This is a genomic window from Streptomyces sp. NPDC048636 (genome assembly GCF_040650655.1).
Classification (GTDB): Bacteria; Actinomycetota; Actinomycetes; order Streptomycetales; family Streptomycetaceae; genus Streptomyces.
This window is the reverse complement of the sequence record NZ_JBEZHR010000004.1, coordinates 286,418-308,005: the sequence shown is the minus strand read 5'-3', so window position 1 is coordinate 308,005 and position 21,588 is coordinate 286,418. Positions and strand designations below refer to the sequence as shown.

At 68.7% G+C, this 21,588-nt stretch carries 24 protein-coding genes; 17 read left to right on the top strand and 7 right to left on the bottom strand.

Annotation, left to right across the window (positions count from 1 at the left end; translation table 11 throughout):
* The first annotated feature begins 38 nt into the window (after positions 1-38).
* The gene (locus tag AB0C66_RS14275) at positions 39-533 is read left to right on the top strand and encodes a helix-turn-helix domain-containing protein (RefSeq protein WP_362437048.1); all 495 of its coding nucleotides are present in this window, start codon (positions 39-41) and stop codon (positions 531-533) included.
* A 184-nt stretch (positions 534-717) separates the two neighbouring features.
* Here AB0C66_RS14275 and AB0C66_RS14270 read toward each other — a convergent pair whose 3' ends face one another.
* From AB0C66_RS14270 to AB0C66_RS14260, 3 genes are all read right to left on the bottom strand, one after another.
* On the bottom strand, positions 718-1,065 hold the full coding sequence (locus tag AB0C66_RS14270; protein ID WP_362437046.1) for a hypothetical protein: 348 nt from the start codon (positions 1,063-1,065) through the stop codon (positions 718-720).
* A gap of 331 nt (positions 1,066-1,396) precedes the next feature.
* Positions 1,397-2,572 carry a macrolide family glycosyltransferase gene (locus tag AB0C66_RS14265; protein ID WP_362437044.1) on the bottom strand — a complete coding sequence of 392 codons (1,176 nt, stop codon included), beginning with the start codon at positions 2,570-2,572 and terminating at the stop codon, positions 1,397-1,399.
* A 215-nt stretch (positions 2,573-2,787) separates the two neighbouring features.
* Positions 2,788-3,438 (bottom strand): CatB-related O-acetyltransferase, encoded by a 651-nt coding sequence (locus AB0C66_RS14260; RefSeq protein WP_362437042.1) that lies wholly within the window; start codon positions 3,436-3,438, stop codon positions 2,788-2,790.
* A 448-nt stretch (positions 3,439-3,886) separates the two neighbouring features.
* On the opposite strand from AB0C66_RS14260, the gene AB0C66_RS14255 reads away from it, so the two are divergent.
* From AB0C66_RS14255 to AB0C66_RS14205, 11 genes are all read left to right on the top strand, one after another.
* Positions 3,887-4,144 carry a hypothetical protein gene (locus tag AB0C66_RS14255; protein WP_362437040.1) on the top strand — a complete coding sequence of 86 codons (258 nt, stop codon included), beginning with the start codon at positions 3,887-3,889 and terminating at the stop codon, positions 4,142-4,144.
* Between the two features lie 139 nt (positions 4,145-4,283).
* The gene (locus AB0C66_RS14250) at positions 4,284-6,158 is read left to right on the top strand and encodes an alpha/beta fold hydrolase (protein ID WP_362437038.1); all 1,875 of its coding nucleotides are present in this window, start codon (positions 4,284-4,286) and stop codon (positions 6,156-6,158) included.
* A 62-nt stretch (positions 6,159-6,220) separates the two neighbouring features.
* Positions 6,221-6,772, top strand: coding sequence for a hypothetical protein (locus AB0C66_RS14245; RefSeq protein ID WP_362437036.1), 552 nt, complete (start codon positions 6,221-6,223; stop codon positions 6,770-6,772).
* 24 nt (positions 6,773-6,796) lie between these two features.
* The gene (locus AB0C66_RS14240; RefSeq protein WP_362437034.1) at positions 6,797-7,639 is read left to right on the top strand and encodes an AraC family transcriptional regulator; all 843 of its coding nucleotides are present in this window, start codon (positions 6,797-6,799) and stop codon (positions 7,637-7,639) included.
* Positions 7,640-7,795: 156 nt separating this feature from the next.
* Positions 7,796-8,431, top strand: coding sequence for a ParA family protein (locus tag AB0C66_RS14235; protein WP_362437385.1), 636 nt, complete (start codon positions 7,796-7,798; stop codon positions 8,429-8,431).
* Positions 8,428-8,697, top strand: a complete 270-nt coding sequence (locus AB0C66_RS14230; protein ID WP_362437033.1) for a hypothetical protein — start codon at positions 8,428-8,430, stop codon at positions 8,695-8,697. Before AB0C66_RS14235 ends, AB0C66_RS14230 begins: the two co-directional genes overlap by 4 nt.
* A gap of 183 nt (positions 8,698-8,880) precedes the next feature.
* Positions 8,881-9,792: a peptidase gene (locus AB0C66_RS14225; protein WP_362437031.1), complete on the top strand. Its 912-nt coding sequence runs from the start codon at positions 8,881-8,883 to the stop codon at positions 9,790-9,792.
* Between the two features lie 259 nt (positions 9,793-10,051).
* Positions 10,052-10,501 (top strand): hypothetical protein, encoded by a 450-nt coding sequence (locus tag AB0C66_RS14220; protein WP_362437029.1) that lies wholly within the window; start codon positions 10,052-10,054, stop codon positions 10,499-10,501.
* A gap of 12 nt (positions 10,502-10,513) precedes the next feature.
* On the top strand, positions 10,514-11,533 hold the full coding sequence (locus tag AB0C66_RS14215) for a hypothetical protein (RefSeq protein ID WP_362437027.1): 1,020 nt from the start codon (positions 10,514-10,516) through the stop codon (positions 11,531-11,533).
* A gap of 65 nt (positions 11,534-11,598) precedes the next feature.
* Positions 11,599-11,778, top strand: a complete 180-nt coding sequence (locus AB0C66_RS14210; RefSeq protein ID WP_362437025.1) for a hypothetical protein — start codon at positions 11,599-11,601, stop codon at positions 11,776-11,778.
* 170 nt (positions 11,779-11,948) lie between these two features.
* On the top strand, positions 11,949-13,829 hold the full coding sequence (locus tag AB0C66_RS14205; protein ID WP_362437023.1) for an APC family permease: 1,881 nt from the start codon (positions 11,949-11,951) through the stop codon (positions 13,827-13,829).
* A 62-nt stretch (positions 13,830-13,891) separates the two neighbouring features.
* Here the strand turns inward: AB0C66_RS14205 and AB0C66_RS14200 are convergent, their stop codons facing one another.
* The 4 genes from AB0C66_RS14200 to AB0C66_RS14185 form a co-directional block, all read right to left on the bottom strand.
* The gene (locus AB0C66_RS14200) at positions 13,892-14,581 is read right to left on the bottom strand and encodes a helix-turn-helix domain-containing protein (RefSeq protein ID WP_362437021.1); all 690 of its coding nucleotides are present in this window, start codon (positions 14,579-14,581) and stop codon (positions 13,892-13,894) included.
* A gap of 50 nt (positions 14,582-14,631) precedes the next feature.
* Positions 14,632-15,519 (bottom strand): MBL fold metallo-hydrolase, encoded by an 888-nt coding sequence (locus AB0C66_RS14195; protein ID WP_362437019.1) that lies wholly within the window; start codon positions 15,517-15,519, stop codon positions 14,632-14,634.
* A 37-nt stretch (positions 15,520-15,556) separates the two neighbouring features.
* Entirely contained in the window at positions 15,557-16,480 is a 924-nt protein-coding gene (locus AB0C66_RS14190; RefSeq protein ID WP_362437017.1) for a dienelactone hydrolase family protein, read from the bottom strand.
* Between the two features lie 311 nt (positions 16,481-16,791).
* Positions 16,792-17,628 (bottom strand): hypothetical protein, encoded by an 837-nt coding sequence (locus AB0C66_RS14185; protein ID WP_362437015.1) that lies wholly within the window; start codon positions 17,626-17,628, stop codon positions 16,792-16,794.
* A gap of 190 nt (positions 17,629-17,818) precedes the next feature.
* On the opposite strand from AB0C66_RS14185, the gene AB0C66_RS14180 reads away from it, so the two are divergent.
* The 5 genes from AB0C66_RS14180 to AB0C66_RS14160 all read left to right on the top strand — a co-directional run bounded on the left by AB0C66_RS14180 (position 17,819) and on the right by AB0C66_RS14160 (position 21,576).
* Entirely contained in the window at positions 17,819-18,559 is a 741-nt protein-coding gene (locus AB0C66_RS14180) for an SDR family oxidoreductase (protein WP_362437013.1), read from the top strand.
* 113 nt (positions 18,560-18,672) lie between these two features.
* Positions 18,673-19,608 carry a Ku protein gene (locus AB0C66_RS14175; RefSeq protein ID WP_362437011.1) on the top strand — a complete coding sequence of 312 codons (936 nt, stop codon included), beginning with the start codon at positions 18,673-18,675 and terminating at the stop codon, positions 19,606-19,608.
* Positions 19,609-19,777: 169 nt separating this feature from the next.
* Complete coding sequence (locus tag AB0C66_RS14170; RefSeq protein WP_362437009.1) at positions 19,778-20,458, top strand: MOSC domain-containing protein; 681 nt, start codon at positions 19,778-19,780, stop codon at positions 20,456-20,458.
* 224 nt (positions 20,459-20,682) lie between these two features.
* Positions 20,683-21,009 (top strand): plasmid stabilization protein, encoded by a 327-nt coding sequence (locus AB0C66_RS14165; protein ID WP_362437007.1) that lies wholly within the window; start codon positions 20,683-20,685, stop codon positions 21,007-21,009.
* 51 nt (positions 21,010-21,060) lie between these two features.
* On the top strand, positions 21,061-21,576 hold the full coding sequence (locus tag AB0C66_RS14160) for a DUF6328 family protein (RefSeq protein WP_362437005.1): 516 nt from the start codon (positions 21,061-21,063) through the stop codon (positions 21,574-21,576).
* The last annotated feature ends 12 nt before the right edge of the window (positions 21,577-21,588 follow it).

Sequence of the window (21,588 nt, the reverse complement as noted above, 5' to 3'; positions counted from 1 at the left end):
TGACTGGGATAGACAGAGCCAAGTGGTAGCCTGGCGGCATGGCGGAGCGAACCTCACTCGAAGCGGGAGGAGCCTGTTCGATCGCGCGCAGCCTCACGGTGCTGGGCCAGCGATGGACGCTCCTGGTGGTCCGCGAAGCGCTCAACGGGCGCACGAAGTTCAGCGAGTTCCAGGAAGCGTTGACCGTGTCGACCGATGTGCTCGCCCAAAGGCTCGAAGGCTTGGTGGAAGCGGGCGTGCTCGAGAAGCGGCCGTACCGGGAGAACGGCGCTCGCGAGCGCCAGGCGTACCACCTGACGCAGGCGGGATGGGAACTGGTCCCTGTCCTCGCCGCGCTGATGAGCTGGGGTGATAAGTACCTCGCCGATGACGCGGGGCCCCCGGCGCTGATGTGTCATAGAAGGACGCGGCAACCTGTCCGGGTGGCGCTCGTCGACGCTGACGACCGTCCCGTCGCGATCGAGGACGTGGTGACGGGCGCCGGACCGGGCGCGTCTTGTCCCAAGACGGCCGCGTCCTCCACCGAGAGCTGAAAGACGGGCGCGTCTTCTACCACGAGCTGACCGCGCGGCTCAGGGAGCCCGAAACCCACCCCGGATATGGCAGCGGCCCTGGAACAGAGTCCCAGGGCCGCAGTGCCGCCGATCGGTTTTCACCGTGCTAAGCCAAAGGCGAAAGCACTGGGTGGTGAGAGCCGGTCAAGTAGCGGAATCGCAATCAGTCTTCGACCGCGATGTTGGTGCAGTTGGCGCCAATGTTGACGTCGTCCGTCGGTGCCAGGGCGCCGACCGGGGCGATCACACCGGTCGTCGTCTCGCACTCGTTGCTCTGCAAGGCAGAGCCACCCTTGTTGGTGAAGTTGACGCAGTCGGCGCCGATGTTCAGTTCACCGGTGGGGGCGGCCCCGCCGACCGTGGCGACGTCGCCCACGGCCGTGTCGCAGTGGTTGGCCTGGGCGGTCCAGCCATTGTTGGTGTTGGCCAAGGCGCCGGCCGCACCGCTACCGCTGACAACCAGAGCGCCCGCGGCGGCGGTCAGGAAAATGGCCTTCTTGCCGATGTTCACTAGAAATCCTCCGTCTGATGTTTGTCCGTGAATTCAGGGACGCCTGACACAACGAAGCTCATCGATGAAGGACTCGGGGTCATCGCTCAGCTTCACCCATCCAGCACAATGGAGCTGATTACTCGGCCGGTCGGAGGGGTCGTCCGGATACGTTGGCCGTCGCCGGTAGATGTAGAGTGCGTCGCAGTTGGGCCGCTGCCGGGTCATCCTCCGTCCCGGCGGCGGCCTTGACCGGGACCAGCAGCCATGGCCCGTCCGCGCATTCGCCGCCCGGCAACCGCGCCGCGTCACGGCCGCGTCATCCGAATCCCCCGGCAATGCCGGGTGGAACTCAGCCCAGCATGTTCTCGATGAGGTCGGCGGCGCGTGTGGTGCCGCCCTCGGCTCGCGCCTCGGTGCGCAGCAGCGCCGAGCGGCGGGTGACTTCCGCATCGGCGATGAGGTCGTCGAGCGCCGCCCGTAGCGTCTCGGCGGTGGCGTCCGGGGTGTCGATGCGGCGGGCCACGCCCAGTTCCACGAGCCGGTCGGCGTTGATGAACTGTTCGGCGGCCTGTGGCACGGCGATCATCGGAACGCCTGCCAGCAGCCCTTCGCCGCAGCCGCCCATACCGGCATGGGTGACAAACGCATCCGCCTGCTCCAGGATCGCCCGCTGGGGGACCCAGGAGTGCAGCTCGACGTTGGACGGGATGCCGCCGAGTTCCCGCGGATCGGTGTACTTGCCGATCTGGAGGACAACATGCCAGCCCGGCAGGTCGCCATAGGCCGCCAGACACTGGCGGTAGAACTCCGGCTGACGGGTGTACGCCGAGCCCAGGGAGATCAGCAACACCTTCTCCGCATCGGCCGGGCGGCTCCAACCGGCTTCGTTCTCACGTGTGTTGGAGCAGGGCCCGACGAACGTCACCGCGTCGGTGTCGACCTGGTCGGCGTGTGGCTGCATCGCCCGGGTGATCAGCGCGAGGGCGCGCACGGGACGGCCGGAGAAGGTGTCCACGTCGGTGGTGGACGCCCCGCTCTCGGCGAGCCACCGCGCGAACCGCGCCCGATACTCGGCGGCACCCGGCAGCTGCCACAGCTGTGTCCCGAACTCCTCGTCGTAGCCGCTCCAGGCCACGAACGTCGGGGACAGCTGGAGGAGGGGCCGGTCCTGCGATTCGGCGAGGGCACGCGCCGCATAGGCCCCGATGTCATACAGGTACAGGTCCGCCGGGTCGTTGTCGTAGGCGGCGCGCAACTGGGGGAGTGCCTGGACGGCGTCGTCGAGGAAGAGGCCCATCGCGGCGATGGGGTCGTCGGGCCAGTTGTTGTCCGCGACCGGCAGTACGGAGGTGCAGGGCACGAGTTCGGCGCCGGTCTCCGCGATCAGGCCGGCCACCGCCGGGTCGTTGGCGTAGGTCACGCGATGGCCCCGGGCCACCAGCTCCCGGATGACCTCGAGGCTCGGCAGGACGTGGCTGACGGCGGGGATGCCGATCATCGCGATATGGGCACGGCGACAGGACATGGAAGATCACTCATTTCAGGTCTACGGCGGAGGGGACACGGCAAGCCGACGCGCCACTTCCGGGAGTCTCGGTCGCGGGGGCGCGCATGGGCATGCGGGCTCGCATGGGTATGCGGGCGGGAAGCCGGGGCGAGGCCCCGACCGTGTCAGCCGTAGATCTGAAGGAGGTACATGCTCGCGACTCTAGCTCGCCTTCCGGTCTCCGGACATCTCCCTTACCGATGCCCGCCGTCGGGGGCGGCGGCTTCGAGGTCGGCGACGCTGCCCGACATGATCGTCCGCACATGCGCGGTGATGTGCTCCGCGGGCCAGTCCCACCAGGCCACCGCCAGCAGCCGGGCGATGTCCCGGTCGTTGTAGCGGGTGCGGATGAGGCGGGCCGGGTTGCCGCCGACGATGCCGTAGTCGGGTACGTCGGCGGTGACCACGGCGCCGGAACCGATGATCGCGCCATGTCCGATCCGTACGCCGGGCATCACCGTCGTGCTGTGTCCGAACCAGACGTCGTTGCCGACGATGGTGTCCCCTCGGTTCGGCAGGCCGGTGAGCAGGTCGAAGTGGTCGGCCCACGAGCCGCCCATGGTGGGGAAGGGGAAGGTCGAGGGGCCGTCCATACGGTGGTTGGCCCCGTTCATGAGGAACCGCACCCCCGTGCCCAGCGCGCAGAACCTGCCGATGACCAGCTTCTCCGGCCCGTAGTGGTAGAGCACATTGCGTGTCTCGAACGCGGTCGGATCGTCCGGGTCGTCGTAGTAGGAGTACTCCCCGACGTCGATCAACGGGGACGTCACCAGTGGCTTGAGCAGCACCACCCGTGGCTGCTCGGGCATGGGGTGGAGGACTGTCGGATCGGCGGGCACGGGCATGGCGAGCGATTCCTCGTCGGTTGTGTGTCGGTCGGAGTCCGGACCATGATCGCGGAAATCCGTTCGACGCGCGCGGTGGGCCGTCCCGCCGCTCCGTCCATACCCGTTCCTGCCCCCGAGCCGCCGGGGTCGGCTATGTATTCCGCGAATTTCCCTGGAACATGGGTGGACAAGCTAAAAGCAAAAAGAATGCAAGCTAAATTCAAGGGAGTTACTTGTGGTGTGCAGGTGGGGACGGTCCGCACAGGCGGAGAAACGTCTGCGCCCTCGAGCGCAATCAGAGTCAATGACATGGCAAGAAGAATCAGGTGCCGAAGCGATACGGGTGCTAACATCGCCTGCCATGGCGGCGGTTGGGGTCGAAATCCGAAAATCCCGCTGCCGTCGCTTATCCGCGCACCCCGAATCATTCGAATTCGGCGCAAGTACGAACGGGAAGGTGTACCTGATGTCCGCAACCCCCGAATCCCGCATTGCCCGTTGGGCCCGTAGCAACGCCGCGGAGCACACCGACTACCACGTGCCCAGCACCCCGGAGACCATACCGGCCCTGGGCGCCACCGACGTCGCCGCCGCCGCGGCCCCGGAGGTCCCGACCGCCTACTGGACTGGCTACCAGGGTGGCGACAAGACCCTTCCCCGCACCGGTCTGGTGGCCGGCGGATCCGTGCAGGATCTGGTCCAGGGCCACCCGGGGTGGAACTGACCAGTAGCTCCCCGGTCTGACCGCTCGACGCCCCCGGTGCGCACCATCCGGCCGGGGGCGTCGAGCGGTGATTTTCCGGCACATCGGTGCCGTGCCACCCACCCCATCCCCACGCCGCGACCTTTCCTCCGGAGGGCACATGCATGTCGGAGAGCGCGATGCCGTTGACGCCGTGTTCCGCAAGGTCGAACTGCTCACGTCCATCGGCCAGACCATCGGCAGTCTCGAACAGCTCGCCACCTCCGGCCAGTTCGCCGACGACGGTCTCTTCAGCTGGCGCATCGGAAAGCTCCGTATGCTCCAGTCATGGCCCGCCGCGGGGGACCACCTGGATCGGGTCTTCGGCTACCCCAATGTCATGGCGATGGTGCACACCCGTGGCCTCGCCGGTCTCGGGCTGATCCTGCCGGGTGCGAGCCGCGCCCAGCGAGGCGTTCTCGCCGCCACGATGTGCACGACGGCGTACGGCCTCCAGACCCGCGTGCCCTACGGGTTCGACGGCTCCGACCACTTCGCCTTCCTGAACTACGCGTGCGCCGCCCTGGAGAAGGCGTTCCCCCACGATGAGCGGGCCCGGGAAGCCGTCGTCACCTTCCTTGCCGCGCAGGCATGTCTCTCCTACTTCACCTCCGGGGCAGCCAAGCTGTTCTCCCCGGTGTGGCGCGATGGAAGTGCCATCCCGCGCATCTTCCGTACCGCCGTCTACGGCGACAGCCTCTTCCACCGGACGGTCCAGAACCGCCCGTGGCTGGCCAAGGCGGTGGCGTGGTCCACGATCGCCGGTGAGATGGCCTTCCCCCTGGCCCTGGTGGCCCCGAAGCCCGTCGCCCGCGGAATCCTGGCCGCCGGAGCGGCCTTTCATCTCGGCAACGCACGCTTCATGGGACTCAACCGGTTCGTGTGGTCGTTCGGCGCCACCTACCCGGCCGTTGTCCATGTGTCCCGCGCACTGGGACGCGACGCCAAGCCCGCGGCCACGCGCGCGAGCAATCTCGCCCCACTGAAGTCCCTGGTGGCAGCGGCCGCGAGGCCCGGGCCGACACGGCACACCGTCATCGCGGCCACGGGGGCCACGGTGCTCGCGGGCGCGACGGTCCACCGTATGGGCAAACGCCGACGCGAGCGGATGAGGGCATCGGCACCCGGGCGGCTGGTCCGGGTGGACGGACGCGATGTGCATGTGCTGGCGAACACCGACGGCGAGGGGCCGACGGTGGTCTTCGAGAACGGTATGGCCTGCCCGGCCACCGAATGGGGATGGGTGCTGGCCAAGCTCGGCCCCGGCACCAACTACGTGGCCTACGACCGGCCCGGGATCGGCTGGAGCGCCACGGCGTCGGCACCACGGGACGCGGAGCGGAGCAGCGAGGGACTGCATAGGCTGCTCGCCCAACTCGGCGCGCGACCGCCGTTCCTGCTCGTCGGCCACTCGGTCGGAGGGGTTCTGATCCGGTGTTTCGCACGCCGTCACCCCGAACTCGTCGCGGGGCTCGTGTTCGTCGACTCCTCCCATCCGGACCAGCTCCGACGGTCACCGGGGCAGCGCCAGTCATTGCCATGGGTCAGGCAGCAGGTGACCACGTCGTGGCTCAAGGCCATGACCGGAACGCTGCGCAGGTCCGAGGAGTACCGGCCGTTCAGTGCGCTGCCGGACGACATGGCCGAGGCGACCGAGAGGTGCATGGCGGCTCCGGGCGCCTGGTGGGCGACCCGTCAGGAGATGCACCACTGGCAGCACTCATGGTCGCCCGACGCGGCACGGCTGTCGGCGATCTCCCGGCCCGTGGCGGTGCTCACCGCGGGCGAGACCGTGCGGGCGGATCCGGCACACGCGGCCCTCCAACGTGAGCTGGCGGCATTGTCCACGGTCTCGCGGCACGATGTCGTGACGGACGCCGGACACAATGCGCTGGTGATGGCACCGGAGCATGCTCCCGGCGTTGTCGAGAGCATCGAGTGGGTCCGCGCCCGCGCGAACGGGTTCGTCGACGACTTCGACGACTTCGACGCCTGAGACACCGTACGAACACCGCGCCGACACCCACATCGACACCGACACCGACGAGGGGAACCCTGATGGCCCTCCGTACCCCGCTTCCCCGGTACGGCCTCTACGGGCTTCTGCTGTCCTGGTTCGGGCTCACCGTTGCCCAGCAGTTCAAGAAGCGACCGCGATTCCTCAACACACTCGATCCCGCCAATGTGTCCCTCCCCATCTCCACCTTCTTCGCGCCGAACCCCGGCAGCACCGATACGCATCTGCTGATGCGCAACCGGCTCGCCGACGGCAGCGTGAGCGAGTGGACGGAGCAGCCGATGACGCAGACCAGAGCGGCGCGGCAGATGGTCTGGCACCCGGGGCGGCGGAGCGAGAAGGCCATGCTCGACATCGTCACCAACCTCACGGCGGTGCTGCGTGAGGAGCGGCGTGTGGAGTACGTCCAGATGACCGTCCCGTATCTCAGTCTCCTGAACTTCGTCACGCACCACTGTGCGCATGTGCCCGACGCCGCGCAGGTGCAGTTCCTGCTGGTGTCCTCGGCGGGGTGCGACGAGGACGAAGAGCCCACCACACTGCTGGCCTCCGCGTTCCACGACATCGAGCCCTCCGGTACGGCACATCGGTGAGCCGGGGGAAGGAGGCACCGGTCGGTGTGTGAGGCCAGCGAAACGGACAGCGGTACCTGGGGCGCCCTGGACGTATCGAAGCAGACGCTGCCCACCGGCACCCACGCATTGCGCTTCTCGGCCCCGACCGGCGTCAGAGTCACCGCGCTGCTGAGTGGCGTATCGAGGATTCGCGGTGACGAGGAGCCCGAGGGTCAGGAACGGACCTTTCTGACCGGCGAAGTGTGCACGACCCCGCCGGGGCTGGAACGCGGGCTGGTCTGCACGATCTCCGGCGGTGCCACCGCCACCCTCGCGTCCGTCACCGTGCCCCTCGACATCATCAACGGGTTCCTCGAGGACGGCGCTCCACAGGACGCACGGCGGTTGCGGCACCTCGACTCGCTGGCGGAGGCCGATCCGGTCCTGGCCACGATGGTGTCGGCGATCGTGTCCGCACATGAGTCGGGAGCGGATGACCTCTACGCACGTTCGGCAGCGCAATTCGCCGCCGCTCATCTGCTCGCGCGCACCCCGGTACGCGAGGGCAAGCAGCCGTCCGCCCTGAACCCGCATCAATTGACGGCGATCGAGACGTATATGCGGGAGAACCTGGCGAACCCCATCACCCTCGACGACCTGTGCGCTCTGACGTCCTACAGCCGCTTTCACTTCGTCCGCTATTTCAAGGCCGTCACGGGGCACACGCCGTACCGGTATCTGATCGAGCTCCGCATCGACACGGCGCGGAAGCATCTGGAGTCCGGCGACGACAGTATCGCCACGGTCAGTCAGCGCTGCGGCTTTCAGAGCACGGAGCACTTCTCCAGGACCTTTCGCCGTATCGTCGGCTACCCCCCGTCGCAGTACCGGTCGATGCGCGGCTAGCGGTCCGCGCGCGTCGGCACCGGATGTCCGCTGCGAGCGGTCGGCCCAGCGGTGTCCTGGACGGCGGGCGCGGATCTGACTGCGTACGGGTGAAGGACGGGACTCCGCCGTGGTGTCGTTCAGATTATTCGACCACTCTCATTATCGTTGACTCTTGTGTCGCTGAGCTTTGCCTTTGTGAATCTCAAGCCCGGAGTCGGGAAGACGACGAGTGCCGTGTGGCTGGCCCATGCCCTTTACGAGTCGGGCCTCTCACCCCTACTGGTGGACGGCGACCCGGCCGGCTCCGCGCTGCGCTGGAGCGAACTGGCCGATGGCTTTCCCTTTCCCGTCATCGCCTTGCCGGTGGGCGACGTACACCGTCGCGTGAACGACTTCCTCGGCAATCGACAGGCCGTTGTGCTCGACGCGCCGCAACTGGAGGACCATCCACGTATCGCCCGCAGCATCATGCGGTACGCGGAGGAGTGGATCATCCCGGTGACCCCCGCCCCCATCGAACTGGACCGGATGGCACCCATCCGGACCGAGATGGCCGACCTCCAGTCCCTGCGCGCGACGCCGGCCCGCACGGCGGTCCTGCTGAATCGGACCAACCGCCCCGACGCCACCCGCACCGGCCCCGATGCCGACGCCAGGGAGGCACTCACCGAGCGGGGCTTCGATGTGCTCGAAACCCAGATCGCGCGGCTCGACCTGTACGCCCAGTCGTTCGGGAGCCCGGTGCAGGCCAAGGGCTCGGCGTACATGGAACTCGTCGATGAACTCATCAAGCGTCAGGACGCGGAATGAATCAGCGCAAGGACAGGTACCGCGCGGCGTTGGAGCGCGAAGGGGACATCGCTGAGCCCCAGTCCGCCGAGGTCACCACCCTGCGGGCCAGATACTTCCGGGTGACCATCGAAGTGGCCCCGGACCCGGGACGCGATCTGACGCGGTGGGTGAGTCTGCCGCTCTCCGCGCTCGCGCTCGTCGGCGCGACGCTGCTGCGCGCCCTGGCCGATGCCGCCGCCGGGGTGTCCCGATCCGACGGCGGCGCCGGACGCACGGCGCCGTAGCGGCCCGCGCGCCGCTCGCTCCTGGCGCCTGTACACGGCGGAATTGCGGACGAGACCCCCATCCGGTGAAAGTCGGAGCGGATCCGGTGAAACCCGGACCGGCGACTCCTCGTCTTCGCGTGCGGACCGACGGTCCAGTACCCGAACGCACACCCGACCACCTCGCCGAGGAGACCCCCGCACATGGCCGCTCCCTCCCGCCCCACAACACGCCCGATAGCCCGCCCGGTCACCGCCCTCACTCTCCTCATCGCCGTAGGCGCCACCCTCGCCGCCACCACCCCCGTGTCGGCCGCCGCCCCCGTCGTTTCCAAGGTGTCGTACACCGAGAAGGAACGCCGTGACGCTCTCGCCTACTGGACGCCCGCCCGGATCAAGGCCGTTGGCCAGGCGACGGACCTCGGGCCGACCCATCCGTCGGTCACACCGTGGAAGGGCACCGAGCTGAAGACCATCGGGCGGCTGTTCTTCGTCAACGGTGACGGCGAGGACTCCTGGTGCACGGCCACCGCGGTCAAAAGTGGCAACCGCTCGGTGGTCATGGCCGCGGGCCACTGCGTCCGCCGGGGGTCCGCACCCGACTTCTCCTACACCGACATGGTGTTCGTCCCCGGCTACCACAAGGGCAAGCAGCCCTACGGCGCCTTCGCGGTGCGCACCAGCCTCACCCCGCGCACCTGGGCCGAGGAATCCACCAACGATGTGTCCGCGCTCGTCGTCGACACCGACAAGCAGGGCCGCAGGCTCACGGATGTCGTAGGGGGCCAGGCCATCGCCTTCAACCGCCCGGTCGGCGGTACGATTCACGGCTTCGGCTACCCCGCGACGCGCCCGTCCCGCGGGGAAGAGCTCCTCCAGTGCGCGGGTGAGGCGAAGCAGCCCCCGCAGGAGGACGAGCAGGTCCTCATCCCCTGCGGGATGTCGGGCGGGGCGAGCGGAGGTCCGTGGCTCGCGGACTTCAACGCCACGACGGGCAAGGGCGTTCTGGTCTCGGTCCACAGCCACGGCGAAGGGTTGGAGGCCGGCGAGAAGATGTACGGCGCGGTGCTGGGCGCCACGGCCAAAGCGGTGTACGACCAGGCACAGCGCGGCTGATCGCCCGCCGCCCCCGGCCGCGCGGCCGGGGGCGACGAGCCCACAGCAGGGCTGCGTATGAACGACATCGACGCCCGCCTGTCACGCCCTGCGCGAGCCGAGCACGGTGGCCCGCGCCAAGGCCCCGCCAAAGAAGCGCTAAGAGCACGTCACCGCCCGCCCGGACGGGCTCGGTCCGGCATTTCCCGTTGTTAGTGTCCCAACTCCGCAATTGATCAACCGCTGTTGGACCACGGCGGAGGAGACGGGGGAGCGGAAAGTGTCATTCGAGAAGGAATGGGTGCAGCACAAGGCCGCCGTCGGCACCCGGCTCAACGAGGCGCGGACGGGAGGCGGTGGCGGCGGTTCAGCCGATCTGATCGTGCGCGCCGATGACTTGGGCGCCGTCGGGCATGAGGCGTACATCCTCCATGAGAGGCTGCGGAAAGCGGGCGACGTCACACGTGGCGCCAAGGACGGCAACGGCCACACGGCCGAAGCGGTGGCAGCGCTCAAGAGGGAGAACTTCGCCACGGCCGTGGCGCTCGGTGCCGCCGTCGAGACATGGCATTCCCAGCTCACCACGGCCTTGCAGGCATGCGCCCACATCTCCAACCACCTTGACCACTCGAAACGGGCGTACGCGCGGGAGGACCGCAAGATCGCAGCTGATCTGGACCGGTCCAAGCGCGCCATGACGGTCTCCGAGATCGAGAAGTACTTCAGGTAGCGGGGGGACGGCATGGCCAAGCTGACCTACAGCAACATCATGGAAGTCTCCCTCGACAGCCTCGGCAAAGCGGTCACCGACTGGCAGACCATGGTGGCCCAGTTGGAACGACTCGCGAAGGACGCGTACAGCGGCATGCTCCAGAAGTCCGACGCGGCCCGCTGGGCCGGGGTGAACGCCGAGGTCACCAAGGATTTCGTGCGGAAGACCGCCAAGGAGTTCCAGGACGCGCATATCGAGGCCAAGAGTCTCTGGACGGTGCTCGACGCGGCGTACACCGACTTCACCGAGATGAAGTCGAACATCAAGGAAGCGGTCCGGATCGCCCGGACCAAAAACATCTTCGTCCATGAAGCGGCGGATGGAACGGCCAAGTGCGACTGGGCCGAGTGCCGCACACAGGCACCCGGCAAAGAGGACGAACAATGGAAACAGGAGCAAGAGGACTACATCAACCAGATGATCTCCCAGATGGAGGAGATCGACGCCGGTGTCACCCGGGCCCTCGGCAAAACCCACGGCAAGGACAAGCACAACTTCGGCCATGCCACCTATCGGTCCCTGGATGATGTGCGCGCCGAGCAGACCGGGAAGGAAGACGCGGTACAGACGTATGGCCAGTCGGCCAAGTGGGGAAGTGGCACCGTCAAACCCGTGGCGGAATTCCTCAGTTACCGCTCCTGGATGAACAGCGCCAACTCCGCCCTCCACGGCGAAGGGGGCAAGGCGTACGACTACTTCCTGGGTGGCGCGCCCTCGTTCGTGGGTGGCGAGGTGAGCAAGGGACTCGAGAACTCCGGCGGCGGCGGCCGCCACCGCAAGCCCACCGTCGTCAACGGGATCGGTCGGTTCGGCGGCAAGATATTCGGGTGGCCCGTGGCACTCGTGGCCACCGCGGTGGACTTCACCTACACACCACCGGGGGTCAAGGAACCGGGGGACACCAGGGTGGTGGCGCCTGGAGAGCCGCCGAACCGCGTGGAGTACGGGGGCGGAAACCGGTCCTCGGGCACCAGGCAACCCCTCATGTAGACAGGTCTCCCCTCATGCGCACGGACAACCCACCCGGCCGGACCAGGCGTTCACACCGAACCTGGGTGCCCCGGACACACCGCTCCCTCGTCCTCGGTATCGGCGCCGGAGTGGCCGGGTTCACCGGTGCCATCCGGGGCGTCATGGACGGAGCGGGGCTTCTCCACATCCTGGCCCTGACAGGGATCGGGGTCCTCGGGGTCGCGCTCGCGGTCAGCTACGTCCTCGAGTACGCGAAGCGCTGACCCCCGTCCGGCCCCGCCCCTCCCGTCCGGCCGCCCCGCCCTCGCGGTGTCAGGAGGACGCCAAGAACGTGGGGTGCGGTGTCAGGGATGCGATAAGGGGACTCGGCTGCGCCCGGCCCATCCCCTGATGCTGAGCACTCCGAGTGTTCCGATCCGGAGGTACCAGCGCGATGCCGACTGTTTCCCGCAGCGAGGGACCGGTCAACGCCACGACCACGGGCGATGACGAGCCGCCCGATACCGGCGTACGGGCCGCCGAGCCGGGCGGGCGGCACCGTCTCACCGCCACTCAGGGGCTGGCGGCCCTCTCGCTGGACGCGATGGCGTCCGTCGCCTACGGCCCGGAGGCGATCGTGCTCGTCCTGGCCGTCGCGGGTGCGCATGGACTCGGCTTCACCCTGCCGGTCACCCTCGCCATCGCCGGACTGCTGGCGGTGCTGGTCGCCTCCTACCGGCAGGTCATCGCCGCCTTCCCGAACGGCGGCGGGGCCTATGCGGTGGCCAAGGCGTATCTGGGCAGACGGGCCGCGCTGGTCGCCGCCGCCTCGCTGGTCCTGGACTACGTGCTCAACGTGGCCGTGTCCGTGACCGCCGGGGTCGCCGCGCTCACCTCGGCCTTCCCCGCGCTCCACGAGGACCGCGTAGGGATCTGTCTGGCCGTGCTGGTACTGGTCACCGCGGTGAATCTGCGCGGCATCGTGGAGTCGGCCCGTTTGTTCATCGTGCCCACCGCCATCTTCGTGAGCGGTGTCTTCGCCATCATCGTGGCCGGTCTCCTCCGCTCCGGGCCGGTCAGCGCCGAGGCGGCGGCGGGGCATGCTTCCGTACTCGGCCAGGGGGCGAGCTCGGTCGGTGCGCTGCTTCTCCTGAAGGCGTTCGCCTCCGGTTGCTCCGCACTCACCGGTGTCGAGGCCGTGGCCAACGCCGTTCCCGCCTTCCGCGCCCCGGCGGCCCGGCGAGCCCAGCGCACCGAAGTGGCACTCGGGGCGCTGCTGGGCGTCATGCTGATCGGGCTGTCGGTGCTGATCGGCCGGTTCCACCTCCAGCCGGTCGAGGGCGTGACCGTCCTCGCCCAGCTCGCGGACGCCTCACTCGGCCACAACGTGGCTTTCTACGTCGTCCAGTTCGCCACCATGGTGCTGCTCGCCCTGGCCGCCAACACCTCCTTCGGCGGACTGCCCGTGCTGATGGCCCTGCTCGCCCGGGACAACAACCTGCCGCATGTGTTCGGCCTCAAGGCCGACCGCCAGGTCCACCGCCATGGCGTTCTCGCGCTGGCCACCGCCTCCGCCGCGCTGCTGTTCGTCTCCGGCGGGGACACCAACACCCTCGTACCGCTCTTCGCCATCGGGGTCTTCATCGGCTTCACCCTCTGCCAGACCGGAATGGTCCGCCACTGGCGCCACCAGCGCACCCCCGGCTGGCGGGGCAAGGCGGCCCTCAACGGCTTCGGCGCCCTGCTCACCTGCGTCGCCGCGATCGTGGTCACCGCCACCAAGTTCACCGAAGGCGCTTGGCTGATCGTGATCGCCCTGCCCCTGCTGGTCCTCGCCTTCGAGCGCGTCCACCGCGCGTACGAACGGATCGGCCACGCCCTGGGCCTCGGCCGTATCCCCGGGCCGCCATGCCCTGGCCGCTCCCTTGTGGTGGTGCCGGTCTCCAGCCTCTCCCGGCTCACCCAGGAGGCCCTGAGCGCCGCCGCCACCCTCGGCGACCAGGTGCACGCCGTCACCGTCGTCCACGCCGACCCCGAAGACCGCCGGGCCGCCCAGACACTGCGCCGCGACTGGGAACTGTGGAACCCCGGCACCGACCTGACGGAGGTGGCCTCCGCCACCCGCTCACTGGGGCGGCCGGTCGCCGGATACGTCCGGGATCTGGCCGAACGCCACCCTGGCACCCGGATCACCATCCTCATCCCGGAAGCCGAGCCCGCCCGGCTGTGGCAGCGGCTGTTGCAGAACCAGCGTGGCGCCGTGGTCGCGCACGCGCTGCGCCGTGACACCGACGCGGTCATCTGCCGACTGCGCTTCCGGTTGACGGACACCTGATCGGGACGGCCGACGGGCTGTTGGTCTCTCCCTCGGGCTCCGGTGGCAGAAGCCCTCAGGGGCTAAATCCCCGAGTACACCGAGTAGTCGATCTCGGTACCGGACATCAGCTCAAACGCCCGCTCGGCCATCTCGGCCGTCCCGGCCGCCACTTCCAGGTCTCCCGACCGGACCGCGTCGACCGCCTGCCGTCGGCCGAAGACCAGCTCGAGGAAGGTGCGCAAACGGCATGCCACTTCGAGGTCGGGACGGACCGGCGCCGGACCGCTCCTCGTCCACATCCGGCCCTCGGCGATCTCGATATGGAACCTCTCCTTGCCCACACGCAGGTCGTAGATCTCTTTGAGCCCCCCGAGCTTCTCCGGTGCGACGATGCTGGAAACGCTGAGGGCGATCAGGTCCGCGCGGGTGGTGGCGGGATCGATGTCCGCCGCGGGCGGAAGCCCCAGGGCCCAGCGGCCGAGCCCGATGAGCGGGTCACGAAGCCCTTCACCGCGCTCGGTGAGTTCATAGACGGCCACGCCCGCGGGAGGTGGAAGCGTACTGCGGCGAACGACCTCGGCGGCCTCAAGACCGCGAAGGCGTGCGGTGAGGCGGTTCGGCCCCAGGGCCGGAAGCGCGTCGACGAGGTCCTTGAACCGCTTGGGCCCGAGCAACAGCTCGCGCACGATCAGGAGTGTCCATCGCTCGCCCAGGACGTCCATGGCACGGGCGATCGGACACATCTGGCCGTAGGTTCTCGCGGTTGCCATGGTTCCACTGTACGACTCGCTCACCGCTCGCTATATGTCTTGTCCACTCCTCATGGCCGGGAACCCGCGGGGGGCGGGGCGTCCGCGGCCACCACGGGCATCGGTACGCCCAGCAGGGCGTGTGCGCCGTACCAGACCGGGCCGACGTTGAGCCGGTCGGGATAACGGGCGACGATCTCGTCGAAGAACTGGCGTGGTGTGGGCTTCTCGGCGAGCAGCCGTCGCGCGTCGCGCAGGTACTGGCGGGTCTGGCCGATGACGGCCGGATCGTCGGGCAGCTCGCGGTTCTTATGGCCGGCCACCACGGCGCGGGGGTTGAGCGACTCGAGAACGTCGAGTGCCGCCAGCCATGTGTCGAATCCGCCATTGGGTGTTTCCAGCAGCATCTGGTGCACGCCGTTGTAGACGACATCGCCCCCGACGATCAGGCCGATGGAGGGGATATGAAGCACGGTTGTGTCGTCCGTGTCGGTGTGGCCGACCTCGATCGCGGTGATCCGGTGTCCCTCCAGGGCGAATCCGTCCGTGGGGATCGGCTGATAGACGAGCGGGGTGTCGGGTATCAGACCGGGAAAGTCCTGCTCCCACATCGCACGGCCTTCGACCTGTTCGCGCATCAGCCCGATGGTGCCTTCCGTGGCATACGGGATGGCGTCGGGAAAGCGTTCCAGCAGCTGGCCCGTGCCGAACCAGTGGTCGGCGTGGCCGTGCGTGGCATAGATGTGGGCGAGGTGCTTTCCGGAGCGTTCCACCCAGTCGCCGACCAGCCGGGTCTGTTCACGGGTGAACGGCGGGTCGACCAGCACGGCCTCCCGCTCTCCGACGATCAGTGTCGAGGCCAGCGGTGACGAGACGATGTGGCCGCCGTCGGGCAGCCGCTCGGGCCTGTTGCGGGGGACGCCGTCGCATACGTACACGTCATAGCTCAGGTCGGTCATGTTCGGTGTGTGCCTTTCCGTTCGGCGCGTGGTGTTGTCACAGGTGGCGTTTCCACCAGGCGAGGGCGGCGCGGCTGCCCGGTTCGTAACCGTCGAAGTAGATCCCGTAATGCGTGATACCGGGGATGACCTGGTACTCGACGACGGTGCCGGGAAGCGTCCTGAGGACCTGCGCCGCGCGGCCCCCGTTGTCGGCGATGGCGAACAGTTCGTCGTCTCCGGCGTCGATGATCAGCGTGGGCATACGCAGCCGATCCACCTGGGCCAGTGGGTCGAAGCGCGCCAACTCGGCCAGGAACGGCGTGCCCGCCATGTCCGGCCACGGGTCGACACCCTGGGGAATCGCGTCGATGACGCCGCGGGCGGTGTCGATCGCACGCTTGCGGGCCAGATCCGCCACCGGCCCGCTCACCGGGGCGATGGCCGCCACCTGTACGGTCAGTGCCTTGACGCGGTCGTCATGGGCGGCCAGATACACGGCGACGCCGCCGCCGAAGCTGGTGGCCCACACCCCGATCCGGGCGGGATCGACATGGGGCTCGCCCTCGAGGTAGTCCAGGGCCGCTCTCAGGTTCGCCGTCCAGGCGAAGGGGGCCACCAGGTCCCGGATGAACCGCACCCGGGTCAGCGCCTCATTGCCGTGCCTGTCTTCGGCTCCTTTCCCGAACTCGGGTGCGTCGCCCAAGAGTTGGAGCGGGGACCCCGAGCCGAACCAGCTGCTCTGGGTGAAGGTCAGGGTGATCATGCCCGCTGAGGCGAACAGCGCCGCGTAGCGCTCGGCGGTGAGTTTGCTGCCACCCCACCCGTGACACAGAACAACGGCGGGCAGGGCGGCGTCGGGATCGATGGTGGTCGGCCGGTACAGATCGGCGTCGAGCGCGATGCCGTTGCTCCACACGGTGACCTGTCCCCGGTCGACCCCGTCGGGCATGACCAGCGGGGGATAGAGCGGCTCAGCCATGGCTCGCCTCCTCCAGCGCCGACGCACGTCACATCGGCGCGAATGGCCGCGATGCGATCGATGGACATCACGGTGGATGAAAAAGCTAGCAGCCACTATCTAAAATGTATAGCGATCTCCATCCGCCCGCCCACGACTGCCCCCGCCAACGGCTGACGGAGAAAACAAAAAGGCAAGGAGGTCAAGCCTCCTTGCCACACGGGCCACCGCCGTGGCCGGCACGATCCGCACCGACTCCGACGGTGGCCCCGAAACACCTGCTCGACGCGGTCAGCGGGGGAACGCCGCCGTGTCCGCGCGAACGGTGGGTGTCAGCTGCCCGTCGACCGGACGGTGTTCATGATCTGCTTGATCTCGGCGTCGGTCAGCGCCTTCGGCACACCTTGGTCCGCGTAGATCACCCAGCCGTGCATGGTGCCGTCGGGGAGCTTCTGCGCGATGCTGTGCACGACGGCCTTGGGCGGAACACACGAGCTCGGCCGGTTGGTGACGGTGACCTGGGCGGTCGCGGTGTAGCCGTCGATATCACCGTGCTTCCAGGGCTTGGCCTCGCTGACCTTGATCTTGGGCTTGTGGTCCGGGCCGCCGTACGCGGCGAAGCCCCAGTTGCCCGCCCAGTTGCGGGCGTTCTCCTGGAGCGAGCCGTCCTTGCCGCCGCCCGTGGTACCCACGGTGGCGAGCTGGCCCTTGCCCGCCTCACCGATCGCCTTGGGATTGGGGCTCGACTCGCAGCCGCCCTGGCGGTAGTTGGCGGTCCCGCTCATGATGACGATCGGCTTGCCCGCGTTGTCCGTGTAGGAGAGGGACGTACCGGCGTCGAGGAGCCGCCACTTCTTGGCCTTGGCGGGCACGTCGTAGCGGAAGTGGTGCTTCTCCTCGGTCTGCGTCTGCCATCCCGCGACCAACGGCTGGTCGCCCGACGGGCTCTTCGGGGCGGAGGACGGGGACGACTCCGCCGAGGGGGTCTTCGACGCCGCGGCGTCGGTGTCCTTGTCCGTGGCTTTGCTGGTGTCTTCGTTGCACCCGCTCAGGGCGACGACCATGCCGACGCCGATGGCCGCGATCAGGGTCTTCTTCATTCGTCGGGACGGCATCCGGGTGGACTGCCGGTGCGGAGCAAGGGGCTTGAGGATTTCTGGCCGAGACATGACCGGAACTCTAGGTGAATCCCGCTTCCACCCCATCACCAGGTGGAATCCCACGACGAGACGTATACCCGCTCGTGACACTTCGGACGAGGCTGGTACCCGCGGCTCTCTCCCTCCGCCGGGAGTGGCTCTCTCCCTCCGCCGGGAGTGGCTCTCTCCCTCCGGCGGGAGCATGGCAGGATCCGCGGATATGAGCACGGAACAAGCGGATCGGCCCGTCGCCCTGGTCACCGGGTCCACATCGGGGATCGGCGAAGCCATGGCGCGGAGGCTGGCGGCGGACGGAATGCGTGTCGTCGTGCACTCGCGGCGCAGCACGGACGCCGGTGAGGCATTGGCGGCGGAGCTCGGCGGGGCGTACGTACGGGCGGATCTGGCGGTGGAGGACGAGGCCCGAGCGCTGGTCGAGGAGGCACTCGGCCACTACGGGCGGCTGGACGTACTGGTGAACAACGCGGGCATCAGCTGGCCGATCCCGCACGACGACCTGGCCGCGGCGACACCGGCGGACTGGCGGCAGCTGCTGGAAGTCAACCTGATCGCGCCATGGGTGCTGTGCACGGCCGCACTTCCGGCACTGCGCGAGTCGCCCGAGGGCGGCAGCATCGTGAACATCACCAGCCACGCCGGGGTGCGTCCCAAGGGCTCGTCGGTGCCGTACGCGGCGAGCAAGGCCGCGCTGAACCATGTGACCCGGCTGCTCGCGGCCGCGCTCGGGCCCGAGGTACGGGTCAACGCGGTGGCGCCGGGGCTGGTGGACACACCGATGACAAAGGACTGGGCGCAAGCACACGAGCTGTGGCGGGACCGGGCGCCCATGCACCGTCCGGCCCGGCCCGCCGACGTGGCCGATCTGGTGGCGTCGGTGATCGCCAGCGGCTATCTCACCGGTGAGGTCATCGTGTTCGACGGCGGTCTGAACCTCACCTGAGAAGCCATCCGCCACTCGACCACCTCTGCGCATCGCGGGTGCAGGGCCGGGGGCGTGTCGCGCCGACCTCGCCTACGCTGGACACTCCCAGGGGGGTGGCTGTGGAGGTAGCCATGCGCCCCGTCTGGTCCGGTGCCGTGTCCTTCGGGCTCGTCACGATCCCGATCAAGGTGTTGCCCGCCACCGAGGACCACTCCGTGTCCTTCCGGCAGATCCACACCGCCGACGGCGGCCGGATCCGGTACCGCAGAATCTGCGAGCTCGACGAGAAGGTCCTGAGCCAGGATGAGATCGGCCGGGCCTACGAGGAGAGCAAGGACCACCTCGTGCCCATCGCGGACGAAGAGCTCGACCAGCTGCCGCTGCCGACCGCGAAGGCGATCGATGTGCAGGCATTCGCCCCCGCGGAATCCCTGGATCCGATCCGCTTCGGACGCCCCTACTATCTGCAAGGCGACGGGGCCGTCGCCGCCAAGCCCTACACGCTGCTGCGCGAGGCCCTGGAGCGCAGCGACAAGGTGGCCATCGTCAAGTTCGCCTGGCACAACCGGGAGCGGCTCGGCGCGCTGCGTGTGGTGGGTGACGCGATCGTCCTCCAGGCGTTGCACTGGCCGGATGAGATCCGCTCCAGCGAAGGGCTCGCACCGACCGATGTGCGGCTCTCCGATTCCGAGGTGGACGAAGCCATCACCCTGATGGAGGCCATCGGCGGGGCCGACGTCAGCCAGTACCGCGACCGGTACCGGGAAGCGGTCGAAGCCGTCATCGAGGCGAAGGCTGCGGGCGTGGCCCCTCCGGAGGCGGAGGCCCCGGCCGGGCAGGAGGGGAAGGTCGTGGATCTGATGGCCGCCCTGAAGGACAGTGTGCAGGCGGCCAAACAGGCCCGCGGCGAGACGGCCGGCGAGGGCGAGGTGCGCGCGATGCCGTCCAAGACGTCCAAGACATCCAAGAAGAAGGCGGCGGGCAAGAAGGCTGCCAAGAAGACCGCCACGAAGGCCACCGCGAAGGCTCCGGCGAAGAAGACGGCGAGGAAGCGCACCGCGTCCTGACCGGGCGCGCCCCCGTGCGGCCCCGGTGTGCTGCCGAGCCGGGCCACGCGGCGTTCGGGGGCAACCACCGGCCGCGAGTTTTGGGGCGGGCCGGGAGGGGGAACCCGTGGCATCCGGCCTGACAACACGCCGGACCGCATCCGAGCCCTCTCCACCGATTGACACTGCCATGAAGATCCTCAGCGTGAACGTGGGGCGGGCCAGGCCCGCGGCATTCACCGGTGCCCCTTCCGGGACGACGGGCATCGACAAGCGGCCGGTCGAAGGGCCGGTCGGGGTGAGCCCGCCGGGCCGCCCGGGGGTCGGAGCGAGTGGCGTGGCCGGGGACGCCGTATGCGACGTGCGCTCCCACGGCGGTGACGACCGGGCCGTCTACGCCTTCGCACGCGAGGACCTGGACGGCTGGGAACACGAACTGGGGCGCCCGCTGGCCAACGGTATGTTCGGCGAGAACCTCACGACCCTCGGCATCGACCTGAGCGAAGCCCTGGTCGGCGAATGCTGGCGAGTGGGCCCCACGGTCGTACTCGAGGTGACGGGTGGCCGCATCCCCTGTCGCACCTTCGCGGGCTGGCTGGGAGAGAAAGGCTGGCTGCGGCGGTTCACCCAGGCGGCGTCCTCCGGGGCCATGCTGCGCGTCATCGAAGCGGGCGAGCTGAGTGTCGGCGATCCGATCGATGTCATCCACCGGCCCGACCACGAGGTGACCGTCTCCCGGCTGTTCCGCGCGGTGACCGTGGACCGCGCATCGCTGCCCGGTGTGCTGGTGGCGGCCCCGTGGATGGAACGTGAGCAGCTGGAGATCGCCCGTTCCTACACGGAGAAGTACGGGAAGCGGTCCCGCCGCTGAGGCGGGTGGGCGCGGTCCGGTTGCCCGTGCCGATTCTCTCCGTGGGAGAAGTTGCGGAGTTCGACTTCGGGGAACCCGGCCTAAGGTGGAAAACGGAGACAGGAAGCCGTGTCCGTCACCGGAGCAGTGCCACGTCCCCGGGGCGAGGGCCCGGGGCGTCGCCCCGGTATCCGCGAGTTCGGCCGGACGGAGGCGGTACACCGACGCGGAAGAGAGGCTGAGCCATGCCTGCCGGATCCAGCTCCAAGCGGGAACGACAGTACGAGCACATCAAGAAGGGCCAGGAGGAGCGCGGCGCCTCCACCTCCCGGGCCAAGGAGATCGCCGCCCGGACCGTCAACAAGGAACGCGCCCGTTCGGGCGAGGCCCGTACGGCGAGCAAAACCTCCACACGGGACCCCAAGTCCGCGCCGGAGCGAGGCGGGATGCGGTCACACCGCGGAGCGAAGGGCCCCACGCGCGACCAGTTGTACAACGAGGCGAAGCAGCGCGGTATCGAAGGCCGCTCCCAGATGAACAAGGAGCAGCTGGCGAAGGCGCTCGGCCGCTGAGACGGGGCCTGGGACCGGGGGCGATGTGCCTACGGAGAAGGAGAGTCGCCGATGCACGAAGACCGCCGGCCCCCGACCGGCCGCAGGGAGTCTCCGGAGGAGCGGGCGGACCGCAAGTGGGTGGAGCTGCTGCAAGAGGTGAGGGTGACCCAGACGGGTGTGCAGATTCTCTTCGCGTTCCTGCTGACGGTCGCCTTCACACCGCGTTTCGCGGACCTGGGCACGGCGGACAGGACCATCTACATCGTGACCGTGCTCCTGGGCGCGGGGGCGACCGGGGCGCTGATCGCCCCGGTCTCGCTGCACCGGATCGTCACCGGGCGCCGGCTCAAGCCGGAGACCGTGGTCTGGGCGTCCGGTCTGACGCTGGCCGGGCTTGTGCTGCTCCTGTTCACGGTGGCGTCGGCGCTCCTGCTGATCCTGCGGGTCGTCGCCTCCGACAGTGTCGCGGGCTGGCTGGTGGCCGCGGCGCTGTTGTGGTTCGCACTCTGCTGGTTTCTCCCCGCCGCCTGGCTGCGGCACCGCTCGCGCGGACACGGCCCGTTGGCGAAGGACCGTTCGCGCTGAGCCCTTTTCGCC